This window comes from Stenotrophomonas sp. STEN033 (assembly GCF_056856655.1).
The window spans coordinates 1-19,740 of sequence record NZ_JBXFWM010000042.1; the positions used below are offsets into that span (position 1 = coordinate 1).

At 64.8% G+C, this 19,740-nt stretch carries 19 protein-coding genes; 9 read left to right on the forward strand and 10 right to left on the reverse strand.

All coding sequences use genetic code 11. From position 1 onward, the window contains the following. Positions 1-171: 171 nt before the first annotated feature. The gene (gene hrpB, locus AC1VXC_RS13975; protein ID WP_481538946.1) at positions 172-2,805 is read left to right on the forward strand and encodes an ATP-dependent helicase HrpB; all 2,634 of its coding nucleotides are present in this window, start codon (positions 172-174) and stop codon (positions 2,803-2,805) included. Between the two features lie 373 nt (positions 2,806-3,178). Then, a complete protein-coding gene (locus AC1VXC_RS13980) occupies positions 3,179-3,535 on the forward strand; it encodes a hypothetical protein (RefSeq protein WP_282268299.1) in 357 nt (118 codons plus the stop codon). 99 nt (positions 3,536-3,634) lie between these two features. Here the strand turns inward: AC1VXC_RS13980 and AC1VXC_RS13985 are convergent, their stop codons facing one another. From AC1VXC_RS13985 to AC1VXC_RS14020, 8 genes are all read right to left on the reverse strand, one after another. Next, the gene (locus tag AC1VXC_RS13985) at positions 3,635-4,750 is read right to left on the reverse strand and encodes a CaiB/BaiF CoA transferase family protein (protein ID WP_481538945.1); all 1,116 of its coding nucleotides are present in this window, start codon (positions 4,748-4,750) and stop codon (positions 3,635-3,637) included. A 16-nt stretch (positions 4,751-4,766) separates the two neighbouring features. Beyond that, on the reverse strand, positions 4,767-5,945 hold the full coding sequence (locus AC1VXC_RS13990; protein WP_481538944.1) for a CaiB/BaiF CoA transferase family protein: 1,179 nt from the start codon (positions 5,943-5,945) through the stop codon (positions 4,767-4,769). Between the two features lie 415 nt (positions 5,946-6,360). Continuing rightward, positions 6,361-7,530 carry an acyl-CoA dehydrogenase family protein gene (locus tag AC1VXC_RS13995; RefSeq protein ID WP_313173252.1) on the reverse strand — a complete coding sequence of 390 codons (1,170 nt, stop codon included), beginning with the start codon at positions 7,528-7,530 and terminating at the stop codon, positions 6,361-6,363. Positions 7,531-7,540: 10 nt separating this feature from the next. Next, complete coding sequence (locus tag AC1VXC_RS14000; protein ID WP_312370942.1) at positions 7,541-8,059, reverse strand: MaoC family dehydratase; 519 nt, start codon at positions 8,057-8,059, stop codon at positions 7,541-7,543. Between the two features lie 89 nt (positions 8,060-8,148). Then, complete coding sequence (locus tag AC1VXC_RS14005; RefSeq protein ID WP_481528830.1) at positions 8,149-9,003, reverse strand: HpcH/HpaI aldolase/citrate lyase family protein; 855 nt, start codon at positions 9,001-9,003, stop codon at positions 8,149-8,151. Then, positions 9,000-9,866, reverse strand: a complete 867-nt coding sequence (locus AC1VXC_RS14010) for a polysaccharide deacetylase family protein (protein WP_481538943.1) — start codon at positions 9,864-9,866, stop codon at positions 9,000-9,002. The genes AC1VXC_RS14005 and AC1VXC_RS14010 overlap by 4 nt, the downstream gene beginning before the upstream one ends. Positions 9,867-10,145: 279 nt before the next feature. After that, the gene (locus AC1VXC_RS14015) at positions 10,146-10,988 is read right to left on the reverse strand and encodes an SDR family NAD(P)-dependent oxidoreductase (RefSeq protein WP_481538942.1); all 843 of its coding nucleotides are present in this window, start codon (positions 10,986-10,988) and stop codon (positions 10,146-10,148) included. A 20-nt stretch (positions 10,989-11,008) separates the two neighbouring features. Then, the gene (locus tag AC1VXC_RS14020) at positions 11,009-11,317 is read right to left on the reverse strand and encodes a hypothetical protein (RefSeq protein WP_303747969.1); all 309 of its coding nucleotides are present in this window, start codon (positions 11,315-11,317) and stop codon (positions 11,009-11,011) included. A gap of 141 nt (positions 11,318-11,458) precedes the next feature. On the opposite strand from AC1VXC_RS14020, the gene AC1VXC_RS14025 reads away from it, so the two are divergent. The 6 genes from AC1VXC_RS14025 (at position 11,459) to prpB (ending at position 17,898) form a co-directional block, all read left to right on the forward strand. Further along, a complete protein-coding gene (locus tag AC1VXC_RS14025) occupies positions 11,459-12,691 on the forward strand; it encodes an MFS transporter (protein WP_481538941.1) in 1,233 nt (410 codons plus the stop codon). Between the two features lie 27 nt (positions 12,692-12,718). Next, positions 12,719-13,393 (forward strand): isochorismatase family protein, encoded by a 675-nt coding sequence (locus AC1VXC_RS14030; RefSeq protein WP_313400784.1) that lies wholly within the window; start codon positions 12,719-12,721, stop codon positions 13,391-13,393. Beyond that, entirely contained in the window at positions 13,390-14,325 is a 936-nt protein-coding gene (locus AC1VXC_RS14035) for a polysaccharide deacetylase family protein (RefSeq protein WP_313400785.1), read from the forward strand. Before AC1VXC_RS14030 ends, AC1VXC_RS14035 begins: the two co-directional genes overlap by 4 nt. After that, positions 14,322-15,242: a polysaccharide deacetylase family protein gene (locus AC1VXC_RS14040; RefSeq protein ID WP_481538940.1), complete on the forward strand. Its 921-nt coding sequence runs from the start codon at positions 14,322-14,324 to the stop codon at positions 15,240-15,242. Before AC1VXC_RS14035 ends, AC1VXC_RS14040 begins: the two co-directional genes overlap by 4 nt. Positions 15,243-15,305: 63 nt before the next feature. Continuing rightward, positions 15,306-16,985, forward strand: a complete 1,680-nt coding sequence (locus AC1VXC_RS14045; protein ID WP_481538939.1) for an electron transfer flavoprotein-ubiquinone oxidoreductase — start codon at positions 15,306-15,308, stop codon at positions 16,983-16,985. Positions 16,986-17,013: 28 nt separating this feature from the next. Beyond that, the gene (gene prpB, locus AC1VXC_RS14050) at positions 17,014-17,898 is read left to right on the forward strand and encodes a methylisocitrate lyase (protein WP_313173261.1); all 885 of its coding nucleotides are present in this window, start codon (positions 17,014-17,016) and stop codon (positions 17,896-17,898) included. Between the two features lie 143 nt (positions 17,899-18,041). Here the strand turns inward: prpB and AC1VXC_RS14055 are convergent, their stop codons facing one another. Continuing rightward, positions 18,042-18,281, reverse strand: a complete 240-nt coding sequence (locus AC1VXC_RS14055; RefSeq protein WP_481538938.1) for a hypothetical protein — start codon at positions 18,279-18,281, stop codon at positions 18,042-18,044. A 276-nt stretch (positions 18,282-18,557) separates the two neighbouring features. Between AC1VXC_RS14055 and AC1VXC_RS14060 the strand changes: the two genes are divergently transcribed. Beyond that, positions 18,558-18,953 carry a c-type cytochrome gene (locus AC1VXC_RS14060; protein ID WP_312916362.1) on the forward strand — a complete coding sequence of 132 codons (396 nt, stop codon included), beginning with the start codon at positions 18,558-18,560 and terminating at the stop codon, positions 18,951-18,953. 8 nt (positions 18,954-18,961) lie between these two features. Here the strand turns inward: AC1VXC_RS14060 and AC1VXC_RS14065 are convergent, their stop codons facing one another. Further along, complete coding sequence (locus AC1VXC_RS14065) at positions 18,962-19,738, reverse strand: glucose 1-dehydrogenase (protein WP_481538937.1); 777 nt, start codon at positions 19,736-19,738, stop codon at positions 18,962-18,964. Between the last annotated feature and the right edge of the window lie 2 nt (positions 19,739-19,740).

The window sequence follows — 19,740 nt, forward strand, 5'->3', positions numbered from 1 at the left end:
TTTTTTTAATCCAGATGAGGGCATCCGACATTCGCCTTAGTCTCGTGGGCTCGTAGATGTGTATAAGAGACAGGTACCCAATGACTCCGCGAAGAGCCCCGGGTGCGCTGCGCTTACCCGGGCTACGGGTTTGCGGCGGCGCATCTGGCGCGCGGCTTCTACAATGCAGCGATGGCAACTGCATTCCCCATCACTCCCCTGCTCCCCGACATCCTCCGGCAGCTGGCCACGCAGCCGCGGCTGGTGCTGGAAGCGCCGCCCGGCGCCGGCAAGACCACCCAGGTGCCGCTGGCGCTGCTGGACGCGCCGTGGCTGCAGGGCAACAAGATCATCATGCTGGAGCCGCGCCGGGTGGCGGCACGCAGCGCTGCCACCTTCATGGCCCGGCAGCTGGGCGAACCCGTCGGCGAGACCGTTGGCTACCGCATCCGCTTCGAGAACAAGGTCTCGGCGCGTACCCGCATCGAGGTGGTCACCGAAGGCATCCTGACCCGCATGCTGCAGGACGACCCGCTGCTGGAAGGTGTGGGTGCGGTGCTGTTCGACGAATTCCACGAACGCCACCTGTCGGCCGACCTCGGCCTGGCATTGGCGCTGGACGTGCAATCGCAGCTGCGCGATGACCTACGCATCGTGGTGATGTCAGCCACCCTGGACGGTGAGCGGCTGGCGCAGTTCCTGGACGCGCCGCGCCTGTCCAGCGAAGGCCGCAGCTACCCGGTGGACGTCAGCCACTTCCCGGCACGGCGTGATGAGGCCTTGGAAGCCCAGACCCGCCGCGCAGTGGAACAGGCCGTGGCCCAGCATCCCGGCGACGTGCTGGTGTTCCTGCCAGGGCAGCGCGAGATTGCCAGAGTGCAGGCCGCTCTGAGCCCCTCCCCCTCAGGGGGAGGGGTTGGGGAGAGGGTAGGTGGCGCAGCCACCCGCTCTGTCCCATTGCCGGAGGCTTCGCCCGCACCCTCATCCGGCGTTCGGCCATCCCCGCCTTCGCGGGGACAGGCTCTTCTCCCGGCGGGAGAAGGCTATGACGTCCTCCCCCTCCACGGCGAGCTGCCCATCGAACAACAGACCCGCGTGCTGCAGCCCGATCCCGACGGCCGCCGCCGTGTGGTGCTGGCCACCAACGTGGCCGAATCCTCGGTCACCCTGCCCGGCGTGCGTGTGGTGATTGATGCCGGCCTGGCGCGCGAGCCGCGCTACGACCCCAACAGCGGTTTCTCGCGGCTGGATGCGGTGACCATCTCGCAGGCCTCGGCCGACCAGCGCGCCGGCCGCGCCGGTCGTGTGGCTGCCGGCTGGGCGTGGCGGCTGTGGCCGCAATCGCAGCGACTGGAGTCGCAGCGCCGCCCGGAAATGGCGCAGGTGGAACTGGCCGGGCTCGCGCTGGAACTGGCGGCCTGGGGCAGCGACGATCTGCGCTTCGTCGATCCACCGCCGAGCGGCGCACTCTCGGCCGCGCGCGAACTGCTTCAGCGGCTGGGCGCCTTGAGTGCGGACAACACCATCACCGCATTGGGCAAACGCATGCTGGCGATGGGCACGCATCCGCGCATGGCGGCGATGCTGCTGTCTGCCGGCAATCCGCGCGAGCAGGCCTTGGCGGCAGATATAGCCGCCCTGTTGGAAGCCCGTGACCCATTGCGCCAGGGCGGTGATGCACTCGCCGCACGTTGGCGCGCACTGGCAGCCTTCCGCAATGGCCGTGCGCCTTACGACGCCAACCGCGGTGGACTGGCCGCCATTGATGCCGCCGCCAAACAATGGCGCCGGCGCCTGCGTTGCGATGCGACGCCGCCAGCCGATATCGAAGCGCATGAGCTCGGCGACCTGCTCGCCCATGCCTTCCCCGACCGCATTGCCAGCCAGCACCCCAACGATCCACAGCGCTACCAGCTGGCCAATGGCCGCAGCGCACGCCAATTCGACAACAGCGACCTGCGCGGCGAACCCTGGCTGGTGATCAGCGAACTGCGCCATGACCCGCGCGATGCCTTGATCCTGCGCGCGGCTCCGGTGGACGAACAACGCCTGCGCCGCGACTTCCCCGAGCGCTTCAAGACCCAGGACGTAGTGCGCTGGAACAGCACCAACCGTGCATTGGAAGCACGTCGCGAATCCAGCTTCGAGCGCATCGTGCTGGACAGCCGCCCGGCCGGCCAGGTGGACCCGGCGCGCGCCGCACGCGCGCTTACCGATGCGGTGCGCGAACTGGGGCTGGACGCTTTGCCCTGGACCGAAAACCTGCAGCAATGGCGCTGGCGGGTGATGGGACTCAGAAAGTGGATGCCGGAACTGGAGCTGCCCGATCTATCCGACACGGCCTTGCTTGAGACACTGGATGATTGGCTGCTGCCAGCATTCAACGGCAAGACGCGGCTGGAAGCCTTGTCCGAGGAAGAGCTGGGCGAGGCACTGAAGTCCGGCATCGACTGGAGCAAGCGGCAGCTGGTGGATCGTCATGCGCCGACCCGTATCAGCGTGCCTTCTGGAATGGAACGGCGCATCGAATACGCGCTGGATGATGACGGCGTCAATCCGCGCCCACCGGTACTGGCGGTGAAGCTGCAGGAGCTGTTTGGCCTGGCTGATACCCCGCGCATTGCCGATGGGCGTGTGCCGCTGTTGTTGCATCTGCTGTCACCGGGCGGCAAGCCGCTGCAGGTGACCGGTGACCTGCGCAACTTCTGGCAGAACACCTATGCCGAGGTGAAGAAGGAAATGAAGGGGCGCTATCCGCGGCATCCGTGGCCGGATGATCCGTGGAGCGCTACCGCCACGCATAGAGCGAAGCCGCGGGGGACGTGACTGGGGATTGGCAAAAGCAGAAGCGAGAGCGAGAGCAAACACAAAAGCACCCCTCCCCAACCCTCCCCTGCGCTGCGCGCAAGGGAGGGGGTGGGTCCTGGCAACCTGTCAGATGCAGCGCAACTGCTTTGGCCCCCTCCCTTGCGCGTAGCGCAGGGGAGGGTTGGGGAGGAGTAGCTTTTGCCGCTTGCCGCTTGCCGCTTGCCGCTTGCCGCTTGCCGCTTGCCGTCGTTGCCGTTGCCGTTGCCGTTGCCGTTGCCGTTACTTCAGCTTCAGCCTTCCACAACAACGCTCAACCCTTCCCGGCTAACATCCCGTACACGGCCCTCTGGTAAGAATGAGGGTCTGGCCCTCATCTACATGGAGTCCCCACATGAGCAAGTTCAGCGATATCACCGGCCCGGCACTGGAGCGTGCACTGGAACTGGTCAACAGCGCCGGTGGCAACATCAAGCACGGTGGCTCCAGCGCCGCCGAATGGCTCAAGACCGGTGCCGCCATTGGTGCGATGAAGACCGGTGGCCGTGCCGTCACCCGCGTCGCCAAGCGCAATCCCACCGCTACCGTCGCCGTTGCGGCCGTTGGCCTGGGCTTGATCGGCTATGCGCTGTACCGCAAGAACAAGCGCGACAACGAGGCCATCGAGGCCAAGTCGCGGCAGATCGCGCAGCGCCGCCGCCATGCGGCCAGCGTGACCGATGAAACCAGCGATATTGGCAGCGACGCCTGAGTTTTTTGGGTGGGGTTTGAATCAAAAGCGCCCCTCCCCAACCCTCCCCTGCGCGTCGCGCAAGGGAGGGAGAAGGTTCTTGCAGCGCCTTTATGCTTGCTAGAGACCTAGTTCGGCCAGAACGGCTGCGGTGGACTGACCGACGTCATCCAGCTGCGGGTTGATCCGCCCCGGCTCGTTGGCGAACTTGATCGGTATGCCCAGGTGGGTACCACCCTGCGCATCGGTCCAGACCATCTCACGCGCGCGCGTATGCGGATCATTGAAGGCTTCGGTCAGCGTTTTGACTGGCGCCCAGCACACGTCGATGTCGTGCAGGAACAACGTCCATTCCACCAGGGTGCGGCGGGAAAAGGTTTCGGCCAGGAAGTCCTTGACCGGGTCCTGGGCACTGCCCGGTGGCAGGTGGCAGAGGTGGATCAGGTCGGCGCGGCCCAGCGCATTGAGCAGGTTTTCGGCGAACTTGTGCTCGGCACCGCCCAGCGCGATCCAACGGTCGTCGGCACAGCGGTAGAGCTTGTACAGCGCATTGCCGCCCCAGCTGCGCTCTTCCTTGATCACCGGATCGCGGCCCAGCGCGAACGGCGGGCCCAGCACGTTCGGCAACCACGCCATCAAGGCGTCCTGCATCGATAGATCGATGTAGTCGCCCTCGCCCGTGCGCTCGCGGCGGAACAAGGCCATCAGGATGCCGTTCAGCGCCATCAAGGAGCCGGCCATGTCGGCCACCGGCATATGCGGCATGGCCGGGGTGCCATCTGGCGCGCGATTCAAACTGACCACGCCGGTATCGGCCTGCATGGCCAGATCGTGGGCGGGGCGATTGACCTTGGGGCCGGTCTGGCCGAAGGCACTGATCGAGCAGTACACCAGCTTGGGATTGATCGCCTTGCAGCTGGCGTAGTCGATGCCAAGGCGCTTGGCGACGCCGGGGCGGAACGCTTCCACCACCACATCGGCCCACGCCACCAGTTTGGTGAACGCCGCCTTGCCGTCGGCGCTTTTCAGATCCAGCACGATGCAGCGTTTGCCGCGATGGGTGTTGCGGAACCAGGTGCTGGCCCGGGCCTGCTTCAGGCCGACCTCGCGTACCGGTTCGCCGCTGGGCGGTTCGATCTTGATCACGTCGGCGCCGTGGTCGGCCATCACCATGGTCAGGTGCGGCCCCGGCAGGAACAGCGACAGATCAAGTACGCGTACACCTTCAAGCTTCATCATCGGCTCCGTTGCCTCACGCACTCAGCAGGCGCGCGCGGTCTGCATCGTTGTAGCCCAGCTCGCGCAGCAGCGCATCGGCATCGGCGTTGAGCGGCGGGCAAGCGGCGCCGCTCAGGCGCTGGCCGTCGAGCTTGATCGGGTTGCGCAGCAGGCGCTGCGTGCCCTTTGCATGCTCGACATCCTGCAGCATGTCGACGTCGCGCACATAGGGGTTGTCCAGTGCCTGGGCGATATCCAGCACCGGCGCGATCGGAATGCGTCCGGCGAACAGCTGGGTCCAGTGCGCGCTCGGCTGGGTGCTGAGGATGGCATCGACCAGCACGGTCAGCTCCTCGCGCACATCGCGACGCGAGGCGAAGTTGGCAAAGCGCGGCTCGGCGGCCCAGGCCGGGTTGCCGATGCCTTCGACGAAGATTTGCCAGAACTTCTCCAGCATGCACATCACCATCACCCAGCCGTCGGCGGTGCGATAGACCTGGCACGGCACGGTGGACGGGTGCGCGCTGCGCGACAGGCGCTCAGTGCGGTGGCCTTCGTTGAGATACCAGGTGGCCGGATAGCTGAGCTGGTGCAGGGCCACATCGAACAGACTGACATCGACATCGCGGCCCTGGCCGGTACGCATGGCGCCGATGATGGCGGCCAGCAGGCCCATCGACATCGTGGTGCCGGTCATGAAATCGACCATGGACAGGCCGAAGCGCGCCGGCGGCGCATCCGGCTCGCCGGTGAGCGCCATGAAGCCGGCTTCGGCCTGCATCAGGTAGTCGTAGCCCGGCCATGCGGCGCGCTCGTTGTCGCGGCCATAGGCGGACAGGTGGGCGCAGACGATCTTCGGGTTGAGCTTGCTGAGCGTGGCGTAGTCCAGACCGAGTTTGCCGGGCTGGTCACCGCGCAGGTTGTTGAGCACGGCATCGGCGCTGGCGACGAGCTTCTCGAACACCTCGCGGCCTTCGGCGGCTTTCAGGTCCAGCCGCAGCGAGCGCTTGTTGAGGTTGAAGGTCTGGAAGAACAGGCTGTCGCCTTCGCCCAGGAAGTACGGGCCGGTGGCGCGCGATACATCGCCGCCCGGCGGGGATTCGATCTTGATGACTTCGGCGCCGAGGTCGGCCAGGTGCATCGAACCATAGGGGCCGGCACCGTATTGTTCGACGGCAAGGATGCGTAGTCCCTGCAGGGGAAGGTCTTTCATGTGTGGCCTCTGGTTTGTAAAAAGCACCGCGGCGGTTGAGGACCGCGGTGAAGGGATGCTTTGGCTTTGGCTTTGGCTTTGGCTTTGGCTTTGGCTGTTGCTATTGCTATTGCTATTGCTATTGCTTTGTCCCTTCTCCCGCATGCGGGAGAAGGTGTCCGAAGAGCCTGCCCCCGCGAAGGCGGGGGGCGGATGAGGGGGAGCTCTGCAGCTTTTGCTTGTAGAGTTTCCCCTCACCCCAACCCCTCTCCCGCAAGCGGGAGAGGGGCTTTGAGACTTCCTGCTCTGCCTGTAAAGCTTCCCCTCACCCCAACCCCTCTCCCGCAGGCGGGAGAGGGGCTTTGAGACTTCTTGCTCTGCTTGTAGAGCTTGCCTCACCCCAACCCCTCTCCCGGAGGGAGAGGGGCTTTGAGCGTTAGATCTTGTTTCTTGCCACCAGCTGCTTGGCGATGATGATGCGCTGCATTTCATTGGTGCCTTCACCAATGCACATCAACATGGCATCGCGGTAGAAACGCTCGATGTCGTATTCCACCGAATAGCTGTAGCCGCCAAAGATGCGCATGCCTTCCTGCGCACAGTAGGCACCGGTCTCGGTGGCGAAGTACTTGGCCATGCCGGCTTCCATGTCGCAGCGAAGACCCTTGTCGTAGGCGTTGGCGGCGCTCTCGATCAACAGCTTGGACGCCTCCACCTTGGCCGCCATCTCGCCCAGCTTGAGCTGGATGGCCTGGTGCTCGGCAATCGGCTTGCCAAAGGTCATGCGCTCCTGTGCATAACGCACCGACAGGCGCAGCGCACCTTCGGCAATGCCACAGCCACGCGCGGCCACGTTGATGCGGCCCAGCTCCAGGCCGCCCACGGCGTGCTGGAAGCCCTGGCCTTCAACGCCACCCAACATGCAGTCGGCCGATACCTTGTAGTCCTGGAACACCAGCTCGCAGGTGTCGATGGCGCGATAGCCGGACTTCTTCAGCTTCTTGGCGACAATGAAGCCCTCGCCCTTCTCGGCGATGAACATGGTCATGCCCTTGTGGCGCGGCTGCGCCTCCGGGTCGGTCTTGACCAGCAGCAACACCATGTCGCCATACATGGAATTGGTGATCCAGGTCTTGGCGCCATTGATGACGTAATGGTCACCCTCGCGCTTGGCAACACTGCGGATCGCCTGCAGGTCGGTGCCGGCGTTGGGCTCGGTCAGGCCCAACGAGCCACGCAGCTCGCCGGTGGCCATGCGCGGCAGGTATTTGCGCTTCTGTTCTTCGGTACCGCAACGCTCGATGGCCGCGGCCATGATCAGGTGCGAGTTGAAGATGCCGGTCGGCGCCATCCACACTGCCGATACCTTGATCACGATCTTGGCGTAGATGCGCGCCGGCAGGCCCAGGCCGCCGTATTCGGGCGAAATGGTGGCACCGAACAGGCCCAGGTCCTTCATCTCCTCAACGAGGTGATGCGGGTACTTGTCTTCCTGGTCGTACTCCTGTGCGATGGGCGCGACGGATTTCTCCACCCAGTTGTCAATCGAGTCGAGCAATGCCTGCTCTTCGTCCGGGCCCCACAGTTGTTCCAGTTCGGTGCTCATCATCGGCTCCTCAGTAGTTGACCTTGTCTTCCACCGAGTGGCCGCGCTTGGCGATCAGCATGGTGCGGCTGAAGCTGCAGATCAGCTTGCCGTCCTGGTTGAAACCGTCGGTCTGCACGGTGACGATGCCGGCGCCCGGGCGCGACTTGGATTCGCGCTTGTCCAGCACCTTGGACTCGGCCACCAGGGTGTCGCCGACGAACAGCGGGTGGGTCATCTTGATGTCGCTCCAACCCAGGTTGGCCACGGCCTTCTGGCTGACGTCGGTGACGCTCATGCCGACCATCAGCGCCACCGTGAACGGCGAGCAGACGATCACCTTGCCGAACTCCGAGGCCTTGGCGTACTCCTTGTCGAAGTGCATCGGATGGGTGTTCATCGTCAGCAGGGTGAACCAGGTGTTGTCGGTTTCGGTGATGGAGCGGCCGGGACGGTGCTCGTAGATGTCGCCAACATTGAACTCTTCGTAGTAGCGGCCGAAGGTTTCGCGGAAGCGGTTCTCGGAGATCTGCTTGACGTTCTGAACCATGACAATGTCCTTTTGGTGCGGGTTGGGCTGGCGCTGGGCGCAGCTTGGTCAAAGAGGGGTGTGATCAGGCGTTCAATGAAGCGGTGTGCTCAGCCGGCGCGGACGCCGAGCGCACCGAGCGCGATGGCACGCTCGGCTGCGATTTCGATGGGACGGTCCACCAGCTTGCCGTCGAGCTGGATGGCCTCGCCGCCGCTGGCCGCCAGCGCGGCAACCACGCGCTGGGCGCGGTCGTACTCGGCGGCGGTGGGGAGATAGGCGTTCTGGATGGGGTCGACCTGGGCCGGGTGGATGGCGGCCTTGGCGGTGAAGCCGAGATCGATCACGCGCTCGGTTTCCTCGACCAGGCCGGCTTCGTCCTTGATGTCGAGGTAGGGCACGTCCATGCAGCCGACGCCGGCTTCGGCGGCAATCGTTGCCAGCTGCACGCGCGGATGGAAGAAGCTCTCCCAGCTGGCGCGGCCACGCAACGCAACGATGTAGTCGAAGCCACCAAACATCAGTGCCTGCAGGCGCGGGATGGCGGTGGCCAGCGCGCGTGCATCCAGCAGTCCCTTCGGGGTTTCGATCTGGGCGATGAAGACGGTATCGATGGCTGCCAGCGCGGCATCGGCCTGCTGCAGCTCGGCCACGGTTTCAACCTTGGGCAGCATCACGAAGGCCGGCTTCAGGCCGGAGGCGGCCAGTGCCTGCAGATCCGCCTGGCCCAACGCGCTGGACAGCGGATTGATGCGCAGGCCGATCTCGCTGCGGGTCTGTGGCAGCGCGGCAAGGAAGGCGAACAGCGAGGCGCGTGCGCTTTCCTTGTCAGCCGGCGCAACCGCATCTTCCAGATCGATGCAGACCTGGTCGGCGCCGGTGGCCACGGCCTTGGCGTAACGCTCCGGGCGCGAGCCCGGCACGAACAGCAGGCAGCGGCGCGGCGTGCTCAGTGCTGCGCTCATGCCGCACCCACCTGGCTGGCGAAGTGCTCGGCGATCTGCCGGCGGGTGGCATACCAGGTGCCCGGCTTCTGCGCGACGTACTGCAGGAACTTCTCGAACGCGCCGATGCGGCCCGGGCGGCCGATGATGCGCAGGTGCAGGCCCAGCGACATCACTTTGGGGCTGTGCTCGCCTTCGGCGTACAGCGTGTCGAAGCTGTCGATGGCGTAGTCCAGCCAGTCCTTGGGCAGGTAGGACGGCGCCACCCACATCTTCATGTCGTTGGTATCGAGCTGGTACGGCACCACGATCATGGGCTTGTCGCTGCCATCGACCTCGCCCCAGAACGGCGCATCGGCCGAGTAGTCGTCCATGTGGTACAGGAAGCCCTCTTCCTGCAGCAGGCGGCGGGTGGAGGCGGTATGCAGGTAGCGCGACAGCCAGCCGACCGGACGCAGGCCGGTGGTCTTCTCGATGCTGTCGGCGGCATCGCGGATGAACTGGCGTTCCTGTTCCTCGTTGAAGCGGAACTGGTGGATCCAGCGGTGGCCGTGCGAGCACACCTCATGGCGGCTGCCACGCAGGTAGTCGGCGATTTCCGGGGCGCGCTCCAGCGATACCGCGGCAGCGGTATAGGTGCTGGTGACGTTGTACCTGTCCAGCAGCGCGGCCACGCGCGCATGGCCTTCGTTGACGCCGTAGCGGTAATTGGACTCGTTGCCGTAATTGCGCACCGGCTTGGACAGGGTCACATGCAGCTCGTCCACCGGCTCGGTGATCTTGTCACCCTGGCCGACGTTGTACTCGGACAGCTCTTCGACGTTGACGACCACCGACAAGGCCAGGCGTGCGTTGTTGGGCCACTGGTAGACGGGTTTGGACATGGCAATCTCGGTACGTTTATGGGGGTGCGTGGTGGTGTGCTTTGCTGCTTCTGCTTTGCTGCTTCTGCTTTGCTGCTTGTGCTTCTGCTTTTCTGTTTTGCTACCGCTTTCTATGCCGTCATTCCCGCAAAGGCGGGAATCGCTCTTCGCTCTTCGCCTCTGCCCTTTCGCCTTTGCCGTGGAAGTCAAAGGCCAGGGCGATGACCCGACATTCGTCGGTTGAAAACCCCGCCTGCGCGGGAATGACGATCTGTTGGGGGATCGCGAAGAGCGCCTATCTCAATGGTTTTCCTCACCACCGGAGACATTGATCGCCTCACCGGTGATGTAGACCGCATCGTCCGAACACAGGAAGGCCGTTGCCGCCGCGGTGTCCGAGGCCAGGCCGGGGCGACCTGCCGGGATGCGCGCACGCATGTCGGCCAGGTACTGCTCCACGCTCTTGCCCTGCTTCTCGGCGAAGTATTCGTTCTGCCACGCGCCCAGGCCGGTGGTGACGTGGTTGGGGCAGACCGCATTGACGTTGATGCCCTGCCCGGCCAGTTCCAGCGACGCCACCCGGGTCAGGCCGACCAGGCCATGCTTGGACGAGCAATAGGCTGCCGCGTGCGGGAACGCCGACTTGGCCGCCTGCGAGGCGATGTTGACGATGCGGCCGCCGCCCTGGGCGATCATCTGCCGGCCAGCGTGCTTGATGGTCAGGAAGGCGCCGCGCAGGTTCACACCCAGCACCGCGTCCCATTCCTTGGCCTCGATGTCGACCAGCGACTTCATCAGATAGCCGATGCCGGCGTTGTTGACCAGGATGTCGAGGCGGCCGAAGCGTTCCACCGTGGCCTTGACCACGGCCTCGACCTGCGCCTCTTCCAGCACGTCCAGGGCCATCGCCACGCATTCGCCGCCGGTGCTGGCAGCCAGCTCGGCGGCCACCTGCACCATCTCCTCGTCGGTGCCGACCGCGGTGACCGGCATTTCGGCGCCACGCACCTTGCCAATGTCGGTCAGCACCACCTTGCAGCCTTCCTGCAGCAGGCGGCGGGCAATGCCCTCGCCCAGCCCGGCGCGGCGACCGGCGCCGGTGATAAGTGCGACCTTGCCCTGCAATTCGGGGAAACGAGCCATGACCAATGTTCCTTGTGCGCTTACAGCGCGCTAGTGAGGATGAACAACGGATTGTCAGCGTATTGCTGGAACTGCGCCGCACCGGCCTGCACGGCCGGATCAGCGAGGTCAGCGCCGAACGCCGCCATGTCCGGGATGCGCATCAGCTCGATGTAGTCGTAAGGGGAGCTGCCTTCACCGATCAACAGACCGCTGGCCTTGAGTACCTCGAACTTTTCCACCGACGGCAACGCATTGACCACCGGCAGGTCGCTGGCACGTGCCCAGGCCTCGTATTCCTCACGGCTGACGCCGGCTTTGAGGTTGAACAGGACGATCACGGTTTGCATGGCTTCCTCCCAGGTAAAAGACTGTGGCACACTTTGTCCGGACAAAGTGTAGGCATGCCATTCGTCCCCGGTCAACGCCGGCGGCGGAAATCCCCCACCGGCGTATCTACCTGCCGTAACCCAAACGATTGAGGTGCTTTGATGAAGCGTTATTACCCGTGGTTGATGGCGGTAGTGGGAATGTTGGTGTTGCTGGTCTCCAACGGCTTGACCGTGACCGGCCTGACCGCCTTTGACGAATCCCTGCTCAAGGACTTCGGTTGGACCCGCAGCGAGCTCAAGCTGCGCGACCTGATCACCCTGGTGCTGGCCGGCTGGATGGCACCGTTCCTCGGCGCGCTGATCGACAAGGTCGGTCCGCGCAAACTGGTGCTGGCGGGTATCGCGCTGCTGGCGGCGCTGTATGCGGCTTATGCGCACATCCATACGCTGGCCCACCTGTACTGGATCCACGTCGGCTTTGCCGCGGTGCTGGTCGCCGCCGGCTTGAACGTCGCGGTGATCTTCGTCTCGCAATGGTTTGCCACCCATCGCGGCACCGCGATTGGCATTGCCCTGGTTGGTACCAGCCTCGGCGGCATGGTGTTCCCCAAGCTCGGCGTGCACTTGATGCAGAGCATGGACTGGCGCGCTGCGCTGCTGTGGGAGACCGCCATCCCGCTGGTCTTCCTGGTCCTGGCCTTCCTGTTCGTGCGCAGCCCGCGCCCGGGCGGCATCCAGCCGTGGGGCGCGGATACGCTGGCCGCCAAGGCGGCAGCAGGCAAGCCGGCCGCCGCTTCGCTGCCGGACCTGAGCTACCAACAGGCGATGCGCACCCGCACCTTCTGGGTGCTTGCCTTCGTGGCGATGACGACCTTCTTCTCGATCATGGCGGTAGCCTCGAACCTGTTCCTGCACATGCGCGACCTGGGCTTTGAACCGGCCACCGCTGGCAATGGCCTGGGCCTGATGTTCGGCCTGGCGATGGTCGGCAAGTTCCTATTCGGCTTCCTGGCCGACGTGCTGCCGCCCAAGCGCGTGTTCCTGGTCAACCTGGCAATCATGGCCGCCGGCGCGGTCATCCTGGCGACCCTGCGCGCTGACCTGATCTGGTATTCGCTGGCCCTGTTCGGGCTGGGCTGGGGTGGCCTGTACACGATGATCCAGCTGCTGGCGGTCAACGCCTTCGGGCTCAGCGCGGCCGGCAAGATCCTCGGCACCATCACCCTGCTCGATGCCACCACCGCCGGCCTGGGCATCTGGGTGACGGCCAAGATCTTCGACCTCACCAAGAGCTACCACGTCGCATTCAGCCTGATCTGCGGGCTGATCGTGCTGGCCCTGCTGGCCGCCACCCTGGTGCGCGACGAACGTACGCGCGCCGCCAAGGCCTGACCCCCACTGCTGCAACGGAGAGACCCCATGCCCGTGATGGAAACGTCCAACCTCACTGCCCGCCAGTACTGGGAGCAGGTCAAGGCCAACCCCAACCGCGCCAAGTTCGGCTTCGGCGCGCGTCCGGCCATCGTCAACATCGATGTGCAGCGCGCCTATACCGACCTGGCCGCGTTCAAGACCGCCTATGAGACCGACCCGCGCCAGATCGAGCACATCAATGCGCTGTCGGCGCAGGTGCGCGCGCTCGGCCTGCCGGTGGTGTGGACCTATGTGGCCTACCTGGAATCGGGCGAGGATGCCGGCACCTGGGGCACCCGCACCAATACCCCGGACTCGCTGCAGAACATCAAGCACGGCTCCGAGCGCGCCCAGTTCGACCCCCGCGCCGATGTGCAGGCTGGCGACATCGTCATGCACAAGCGCATGGCCAGCCCGTTCTTCGAAACCAACCTGTGGTCGCTGCTGACCTTCCACAAGATCGACACGCTGATCATCACCGGCGGCTCCACCTCCGGCTGCGTGCGCGCCTGCGTGATCGACAGCCTGTCGCGCGGCTACCGCAGCATCGTTCCGGAAGAATGCGTGGCCGACAAGCACGAGATCCCGCACTTCGCCAACCTCAGCGACATCATGCTCAAGTACGGTGACGTGGAATCGGTGGATCACGTGGCCGCGCAGCTGCAGGCACTGCGCGCATGAGCACCGCGAGCAAATCCGACCCGGGCCTGTTCGACTACTGGCCCTATGACAGCCGGCCGAAGATCGAATGGCCGGGCGGCGCCCGCGTGGCCTTGTGGATCGCGCCCAACATCGAGTTCTACGAGTACGCGCCGCCGGCCAACCCGGCACGCAAGCCGTGGCCGCGCCCGCTGCCCGACATCCAGGGCTATGGCACCCGCGACTACGGCAACCGCGTCGGCCACCAGCGGATGATGCGGGTGATGGACCAGTACGGCCTGCGCGGCTCGGTGTCGCTGTCCACGGCCATGCTCAAGCACCATCCGGAAGTGATCCAGATGGCGGCCGAGCGCAACTGGGAATTCTTCAGCCACGGCATCTACAACACCCGCTACACCTATGGCCTGGACGAGGCACAGGAGCGGGAGATGATCGCGCACTCGATGGCGCTGATCGCCGAGCACACCGGCCAGCACTGCGATGGCTACCTGGCGCCGGCGCTGTCGCATTCGGACGCCACCATCGACCTGTTTGCCGAAGCCGGCGGCCTGTATACCTGCGACCTGTTCCACGACGATCAGCCGACGCCGGTGAAGACCCGCTCCGGCAAGCGCTTCGTGTCGGTGCCGTACTCGCTGGAGCTCAACGACACCATCGTCTACGTCACCAACAAGATCGAGCCGCGCCGCTACGGGCAGATGATCAAGGACGCCTTCGACCGCCTGTATGCCGAGGGCGAGCACTCCGGCACGGTGATGTGTGTGCCACTGCATGCCTACCAGGTCAGCCACCCGCACCGCCTGGCGGCCTTTCACGACGCCATGGACTACATCTGCAGTCACGACAAGGTATGGAAGGCCACCGGCCGCGAGATCGCCCAGCACTACCTGGACAAGCACTACGACGACGCGCTGGCCTCGATGGCGGCGATCAACGCGGAGGACGCGGCATGAGCCTGGATCGCAGCTTCCTGGAATACCCGCACCTGCGCCATGGCATGGACCATGACCGCTACAGCTGGTCGATGCTGGCCCAGCGCCCGGCCGTGCGCTGGCCCGGCGACAAGCCACTGGCGGTATGGATCAACCTGAGCCTGGAACACTTCCCGCTCAATCCCAAGGGTGACGGCTTCAAGCCGCACGGTTCCATGGTCATGCCCTACCCGGACCTGCGCCATTACACGCTGCGCGACTACGGCAACCGGGTGGGCGTGTTCCGCGTACTGGATGCGCTGGAAAAGTACGGTCTGCGCGCCAGCACCGCAGTCAACGGCGAACTGGCCGAACGCTACCCGGCCCTGCTGCGGAGGCTCAAGGCGCGCAGCGCCGAGCTGGTGGCGCACGGCTGGAACATGGACAGCGTGCACTACGGCGGGCTGGACCCGGCGCGCGAAGCTGAATACATCCAGCGCAGTTTGGCCGCGCTGGCCCCGTATTCGGACAGTCCCATCCAGGGCTGGCTGTCACCGGCCCGATCGCAGTCCGAGAACACCCCGGAACTGCTGCAACAGGCCGGTTTGCAGTGGTTTGGCGACTGGATCAACGACGAGCTGCCCTACCCCTTCCAGACCGCCAACGGCCCGCTCACCGCCCTGCCGCTGTCACTGGAATTGGAAGATCGCTTCATCGTCGGCGAAAATCTGCATGCCGAGGCCGAGTATGCGGACCAGATGGTCGATGCCTGCGATTTCCTGCTGGAGGAAGCGCAGCGCAGCGGACAGGGTCGCCTGCTCGCGCTCAACATCCACCCGTGGGTGATGGGCCAGCCGCACCGCATCAAGCACCTGGAACGCGTGTTCGCCCACCTGGCCGACCGCGCAGGGCTGATCTGGAACGCTGCGCCTTCGCAGATCATCGCCGCCTCGCGTTGAGGCGGCGGTTCCAGGCAACCGTCGTCGCCCTCAACGCGCCGGCCTTTACCCAAGAGCCCTTGCATGAACACTGAAGCCAACACCGCCCTGCCGCCGCGCGAAGCGATGGAATTTGACGTCGTCATCGTCGGCGCCGGCCCTGCCGGCCTGGCCACCGCCATCCGCCTGCGCCAGCTGGCCGTGGAGAAGGGCCAGGAGCTGTCGGTGTGCGTACTGGAGAAAGGCTCCGAGCCGGGCGCGCACATCCTGTCCGGCGCGATCATGGACCCGCGCGCGCTCAACGAGCTGTTCCCGGACTGGAAGGAACGCGGTGCGCCGCTGAAGCAGGCCGTCACCCGCGACGAGTTCCTGTTCCTGGACGAGACCAAGGCCAAGGCCACCCCGCACGCGCTGCTGCCGGAGTGCTTCCACAACGACGGCAACTACATCATCAGCCTGGGCGAAGTCAGCCGCTGGCTGGCGCAGCAGGCCGAGGCGCTGGAAGTGTCGATCTTCCCGGGTTTTGCCGCCGCCGAGGTGCTGTACGACGAAAACGGCGCGGTGATGGGCGTGGCCACCGGCGACATGGGCATCCACAAGGATGGCACGCCGGGCCCGAACTACGAGCGCGGCATGGAGCTGCATGCCAAGTACACGATCTTCGCCGAAGGCTCGCGCGGCCACCTCGGCCGCCAGCTGATCAGCAAGTTCAAGCTCGACGCCGGCAAGGACCCGCAGTCCTACGGCATCGGGATCAAGGAGCTGTGGCAGATCGATCCGGCCAAGCATGAGCCGGGCCTGGTGGTGCATGCCGCCGGCTGGCCGCTGGACAACGACACCTACGGCGGTGCCTTCCTGTACCACGCCGAGGGCGGCAAGGTGTCGATCGGCTATGTGGTCGGCCTGGACTACAAGAACCCGTGGCTGAGCCCGTTCGAGGAGTTCCAGCGCTTCAAGACCCACCCGGCCATCCGCAAGCACCTGGAAGGCGGCAAGCGCATCGCCTACGGCGCGCGTGCGATCACCGCCGGCGGCATCCTGTCGCTGCCCAAGACCGTGTTCCCGGGTGGCGCGCTGGTCGGCTGCGAAGCCGGCTACCTCAACGTCAGCCGCATCAAGGGCAGCCACGCCGCGATCAAGACCGGTATGCTGGCCGCCGAGGCCGCGTTTGACGCGCTGGTCGCCGGCCGTTCGCGTGACGAGCTGAGCGCCTATCCGGAGGCCTTCGAGAACAGCTGGCTGAAGGCCGAGCTGCTGCAGTCCAAGAACTTCAAGCAGTGGTTCAAGAAGGGCCGCACCCTGGCCACGCTGATGACCGGCATCGAGCAGTGGCTGCTGCCCAAGCTGGGCATCCGCAACGCGCCGTGGACCATCCACCGTACCAAGGCCGACCACGAATGCCTGGAGCCGGCCGCCAGCCAGCCGAAGATCAGCTATCCCAAGCCGGACAACGTGCTGACGTTTGATCGTTTGAGCTCGGTGTTCCTGTCCTCGACCAACCACGAGGAAGACCAGCCCAGCCATCTGACGCTGAAGGACCCCAGCATTCCGGTCAAGGTCAACCTGGCCACCTATGCCGGCCCGGAAGCGCGTTACTGTCCGGCCGGCGTATACGAATTCGTCGGCGAAGGCAGCGATACCCGCCTGCAGATCAACGCGCAGAACTGCGTGCACTGCAAGACCTGCGACATCAAGGACCCGACCCAGAACATCGTGTGGGTAACCCCGCAGGGTGGCGGCGGACCGAACTACCCGGCGATGTAAGCATCGCCAACCAACCACAGGAGTTTCGATGAGCATTGTCAGTCCAGGCGCCCGCTTCCGCGCGGCGCTGAAGGAAGAAAGCCCGCTGCAGATCCCGGGCGCCATCAACGCCAACCATGCGTTGCTGGCCAAGCGGGCGGGCTTCCGTGCGGTCTACCTGTCCGGTGGCGGCGTCGCCGCCGGCTCGCTGGGCCTGCCGGACCTGGGCATCAACACCATGGACGACGTGCTCACCGACATCCGCCGCATCACCGACGTCTGCGACCTGCCGCTGCTGTCGGACATCGACACCGGCTTTGGCCCGAGCGCGTTCAACATCGCGCGCACGGTGAAATCGCTGATCAAGGCCGGTGCGGCGGCCTGCCATATCGAGGACCAGGTCGGCGCCAAGCGTTGCGGCCACCGCCCGAACAAGGAAATCGTGTCGCTGGGCGAGATGGTGGACCGGGTCAAGGCGGCGGCCGATGCCAAGACCGATCCGGATTTTTTCCTGATCGCACGTACCGACGCCATCCAGATGGAAGGCGTGGATGCGGCGATCGAGCGCTCGCTGGCCTGCGTGGAAGCCGGCGCCGACGGCATCTTTGCCGAGGCCTCGTACGACCTTGAGACCTACAAGCGTTTCGTCGATGCGGTGAAGGTGCCGGTGCTGGCCAACCTCACCGAGTTCGGCCAGACCCCGCTGTTCTCGACCGAGGAGCTGGGTTCTGTGGGCGTGGCGATGTGCATCTACCCGCTGTCGGCGTTCCGCGCGATGAACAAGGCGGCGGAGAACGTGTACACCGCGATCCGCCGTGATGGCCACCAGCGCAATGTGGTGGAGACCATGCAGACCCGCGAGGAGCTGTATGAGCGGATCGGGTATCACACCTTTGAGCAGAGTCTGGATAGGACGTTTGCTGGGAAGAAGTGATGATTGGGGTTCAGGGTTTAGAAGTTGGAAGCTTGAAAGCTTGAAAGCTTGAAATGCTAAGAGCTTAAAAGCCGCCCTCACCCCTACCCCTCTCCCGCACGCGGGAGAGGGGCTGCTTCGGCGCGAAGTTGCTTGAGCCAGCATTACTGACTTCGGCGTACTCCGCGAATTTTTCCGCAGCCGAACACTCTCAGCTCAATCGACGCTTTGAAGAATTTCGGCGTCTGAACGCGAAACGCACAACGGGCAGATAAATTGCTTTCTGCTTCGGCCTTCTGCTTTTGCATTTGGCTTTTGCATTTGGTCTTTGCTTTGGCTTTGGCTTTGGCTTTGGCTTCGGCTTTGGCTTTTCTTCGGCCTTTCCAACCGACGAAAGAAAGCATGAAGTCTCCCTTCTCCCGCTTGCGGGAGAAGGTGCCCAACGGGCGGATGAGGGGCCCTCTGCTTCTGCCTCTGGTACTGCCTCTGCTTCTGCCTCTGCTTCTGCCTCTGCTTCTGCCTCTGCTTCTACCTCCGTTTTTGCCTTTGCTTCAGCCATTCCTTCAAAGCTCTCCATCCACTCCAACCCGCCAAAAACCCAAGCCCTTTGCTTCCCCTCCCAGCACCAGCCATCATTGCCAGCGCCGCACAGTCACGACCGCCAGCGCAATGAGAACGCAATGCCCCGTCTGCCCCTGATCGCCCTCGCCTGCCTGACGCTCAGCGCCTGCGGCCAGCGCGATGCCTTCAACCACAACGCCAACGCCGACCCGCACCAGCGCGAACTCGAACGCGCCTTCGCCATCTGCGCCGGCTGCCATGACACCCGCGCCGACCTCGGCCACCGCGTCGGCCCCAACCTGCATGGCGTGATCGGCCGCAAGGCCGGCACCGCCCCCGGCTACAACTATTCCGAAGCGATGAAGGCCAGCGGCATCACCTGGGATGCGCAGACCCTGGACGCCTTCATCAAGTCACCGACCAGGCAGGTGCCGGGCAGCAAGATGGTCAACGCCACCTCCGACCCGGCGCGCCGCCAGGCCGTGATCGAGTTCCTGTCCACCCTGCCCGAATAGGCCCGGCGTCAATCCAGCGTCTGCACACCGCCGCCGTTGACGAACAAGGTCTGGCCGCTGACCCAGTTGGATATCGGCGCGGCGAAATACAGCACCGCACCGGCAATATCCTCGGCCTCACCCAGGCGCTTGATCGGCGTATGCGACAGCATCCGCGCCTCGATCTCCGGCGTGAGCACGGTAGCCAAGGCATCGGTGCGCACCGCCCCCGGCCCCACCGCATTGACACGGATCCCGGCAGGACCGTAATCATGCGCAAGATTCGCCGTCATATGGTTGATCGCCGCCTTGGACGCGGCGTAGGCGCTGATCGCCGGGCTCTTGTTGATCGAGCTCATCGACGACATGTTGATGATCGAGCCGTAGCCGCCCTTCTGCATATGCGGCGCACACAGCTGCGACAGCCGCCAGGCACTGAAGACGTTGATCTGGAATGGCCGCTCGAACTGCTCCAGGCTGATCGTGTACGGGCTCTCGCGGCCAGCCCCGCCACCACCGGCGTTGTTGATCAGGATATGGATGCCGTCCAGTTCATTGGCGGTGCGCTCCACCACCCACACCAGGTCCTCATCCTTGAGCACATTGCACTCCAGGGCCAAGGCCTTGCCGCCAGCTGCGATGATCTCCGCAGCAACTTTTTCAGCTGCGCCCAGCTTCAGGTCAGCAATGGCTACCGATGCGCCATAGGCTGCCAGCATCAACGAGCTGGCGCGACCGATACCGTTGCCACCACCGGTGACAATGGCCACTTTGCCGGTAAGGTCAAACTGCGAATTCGGATTCATGA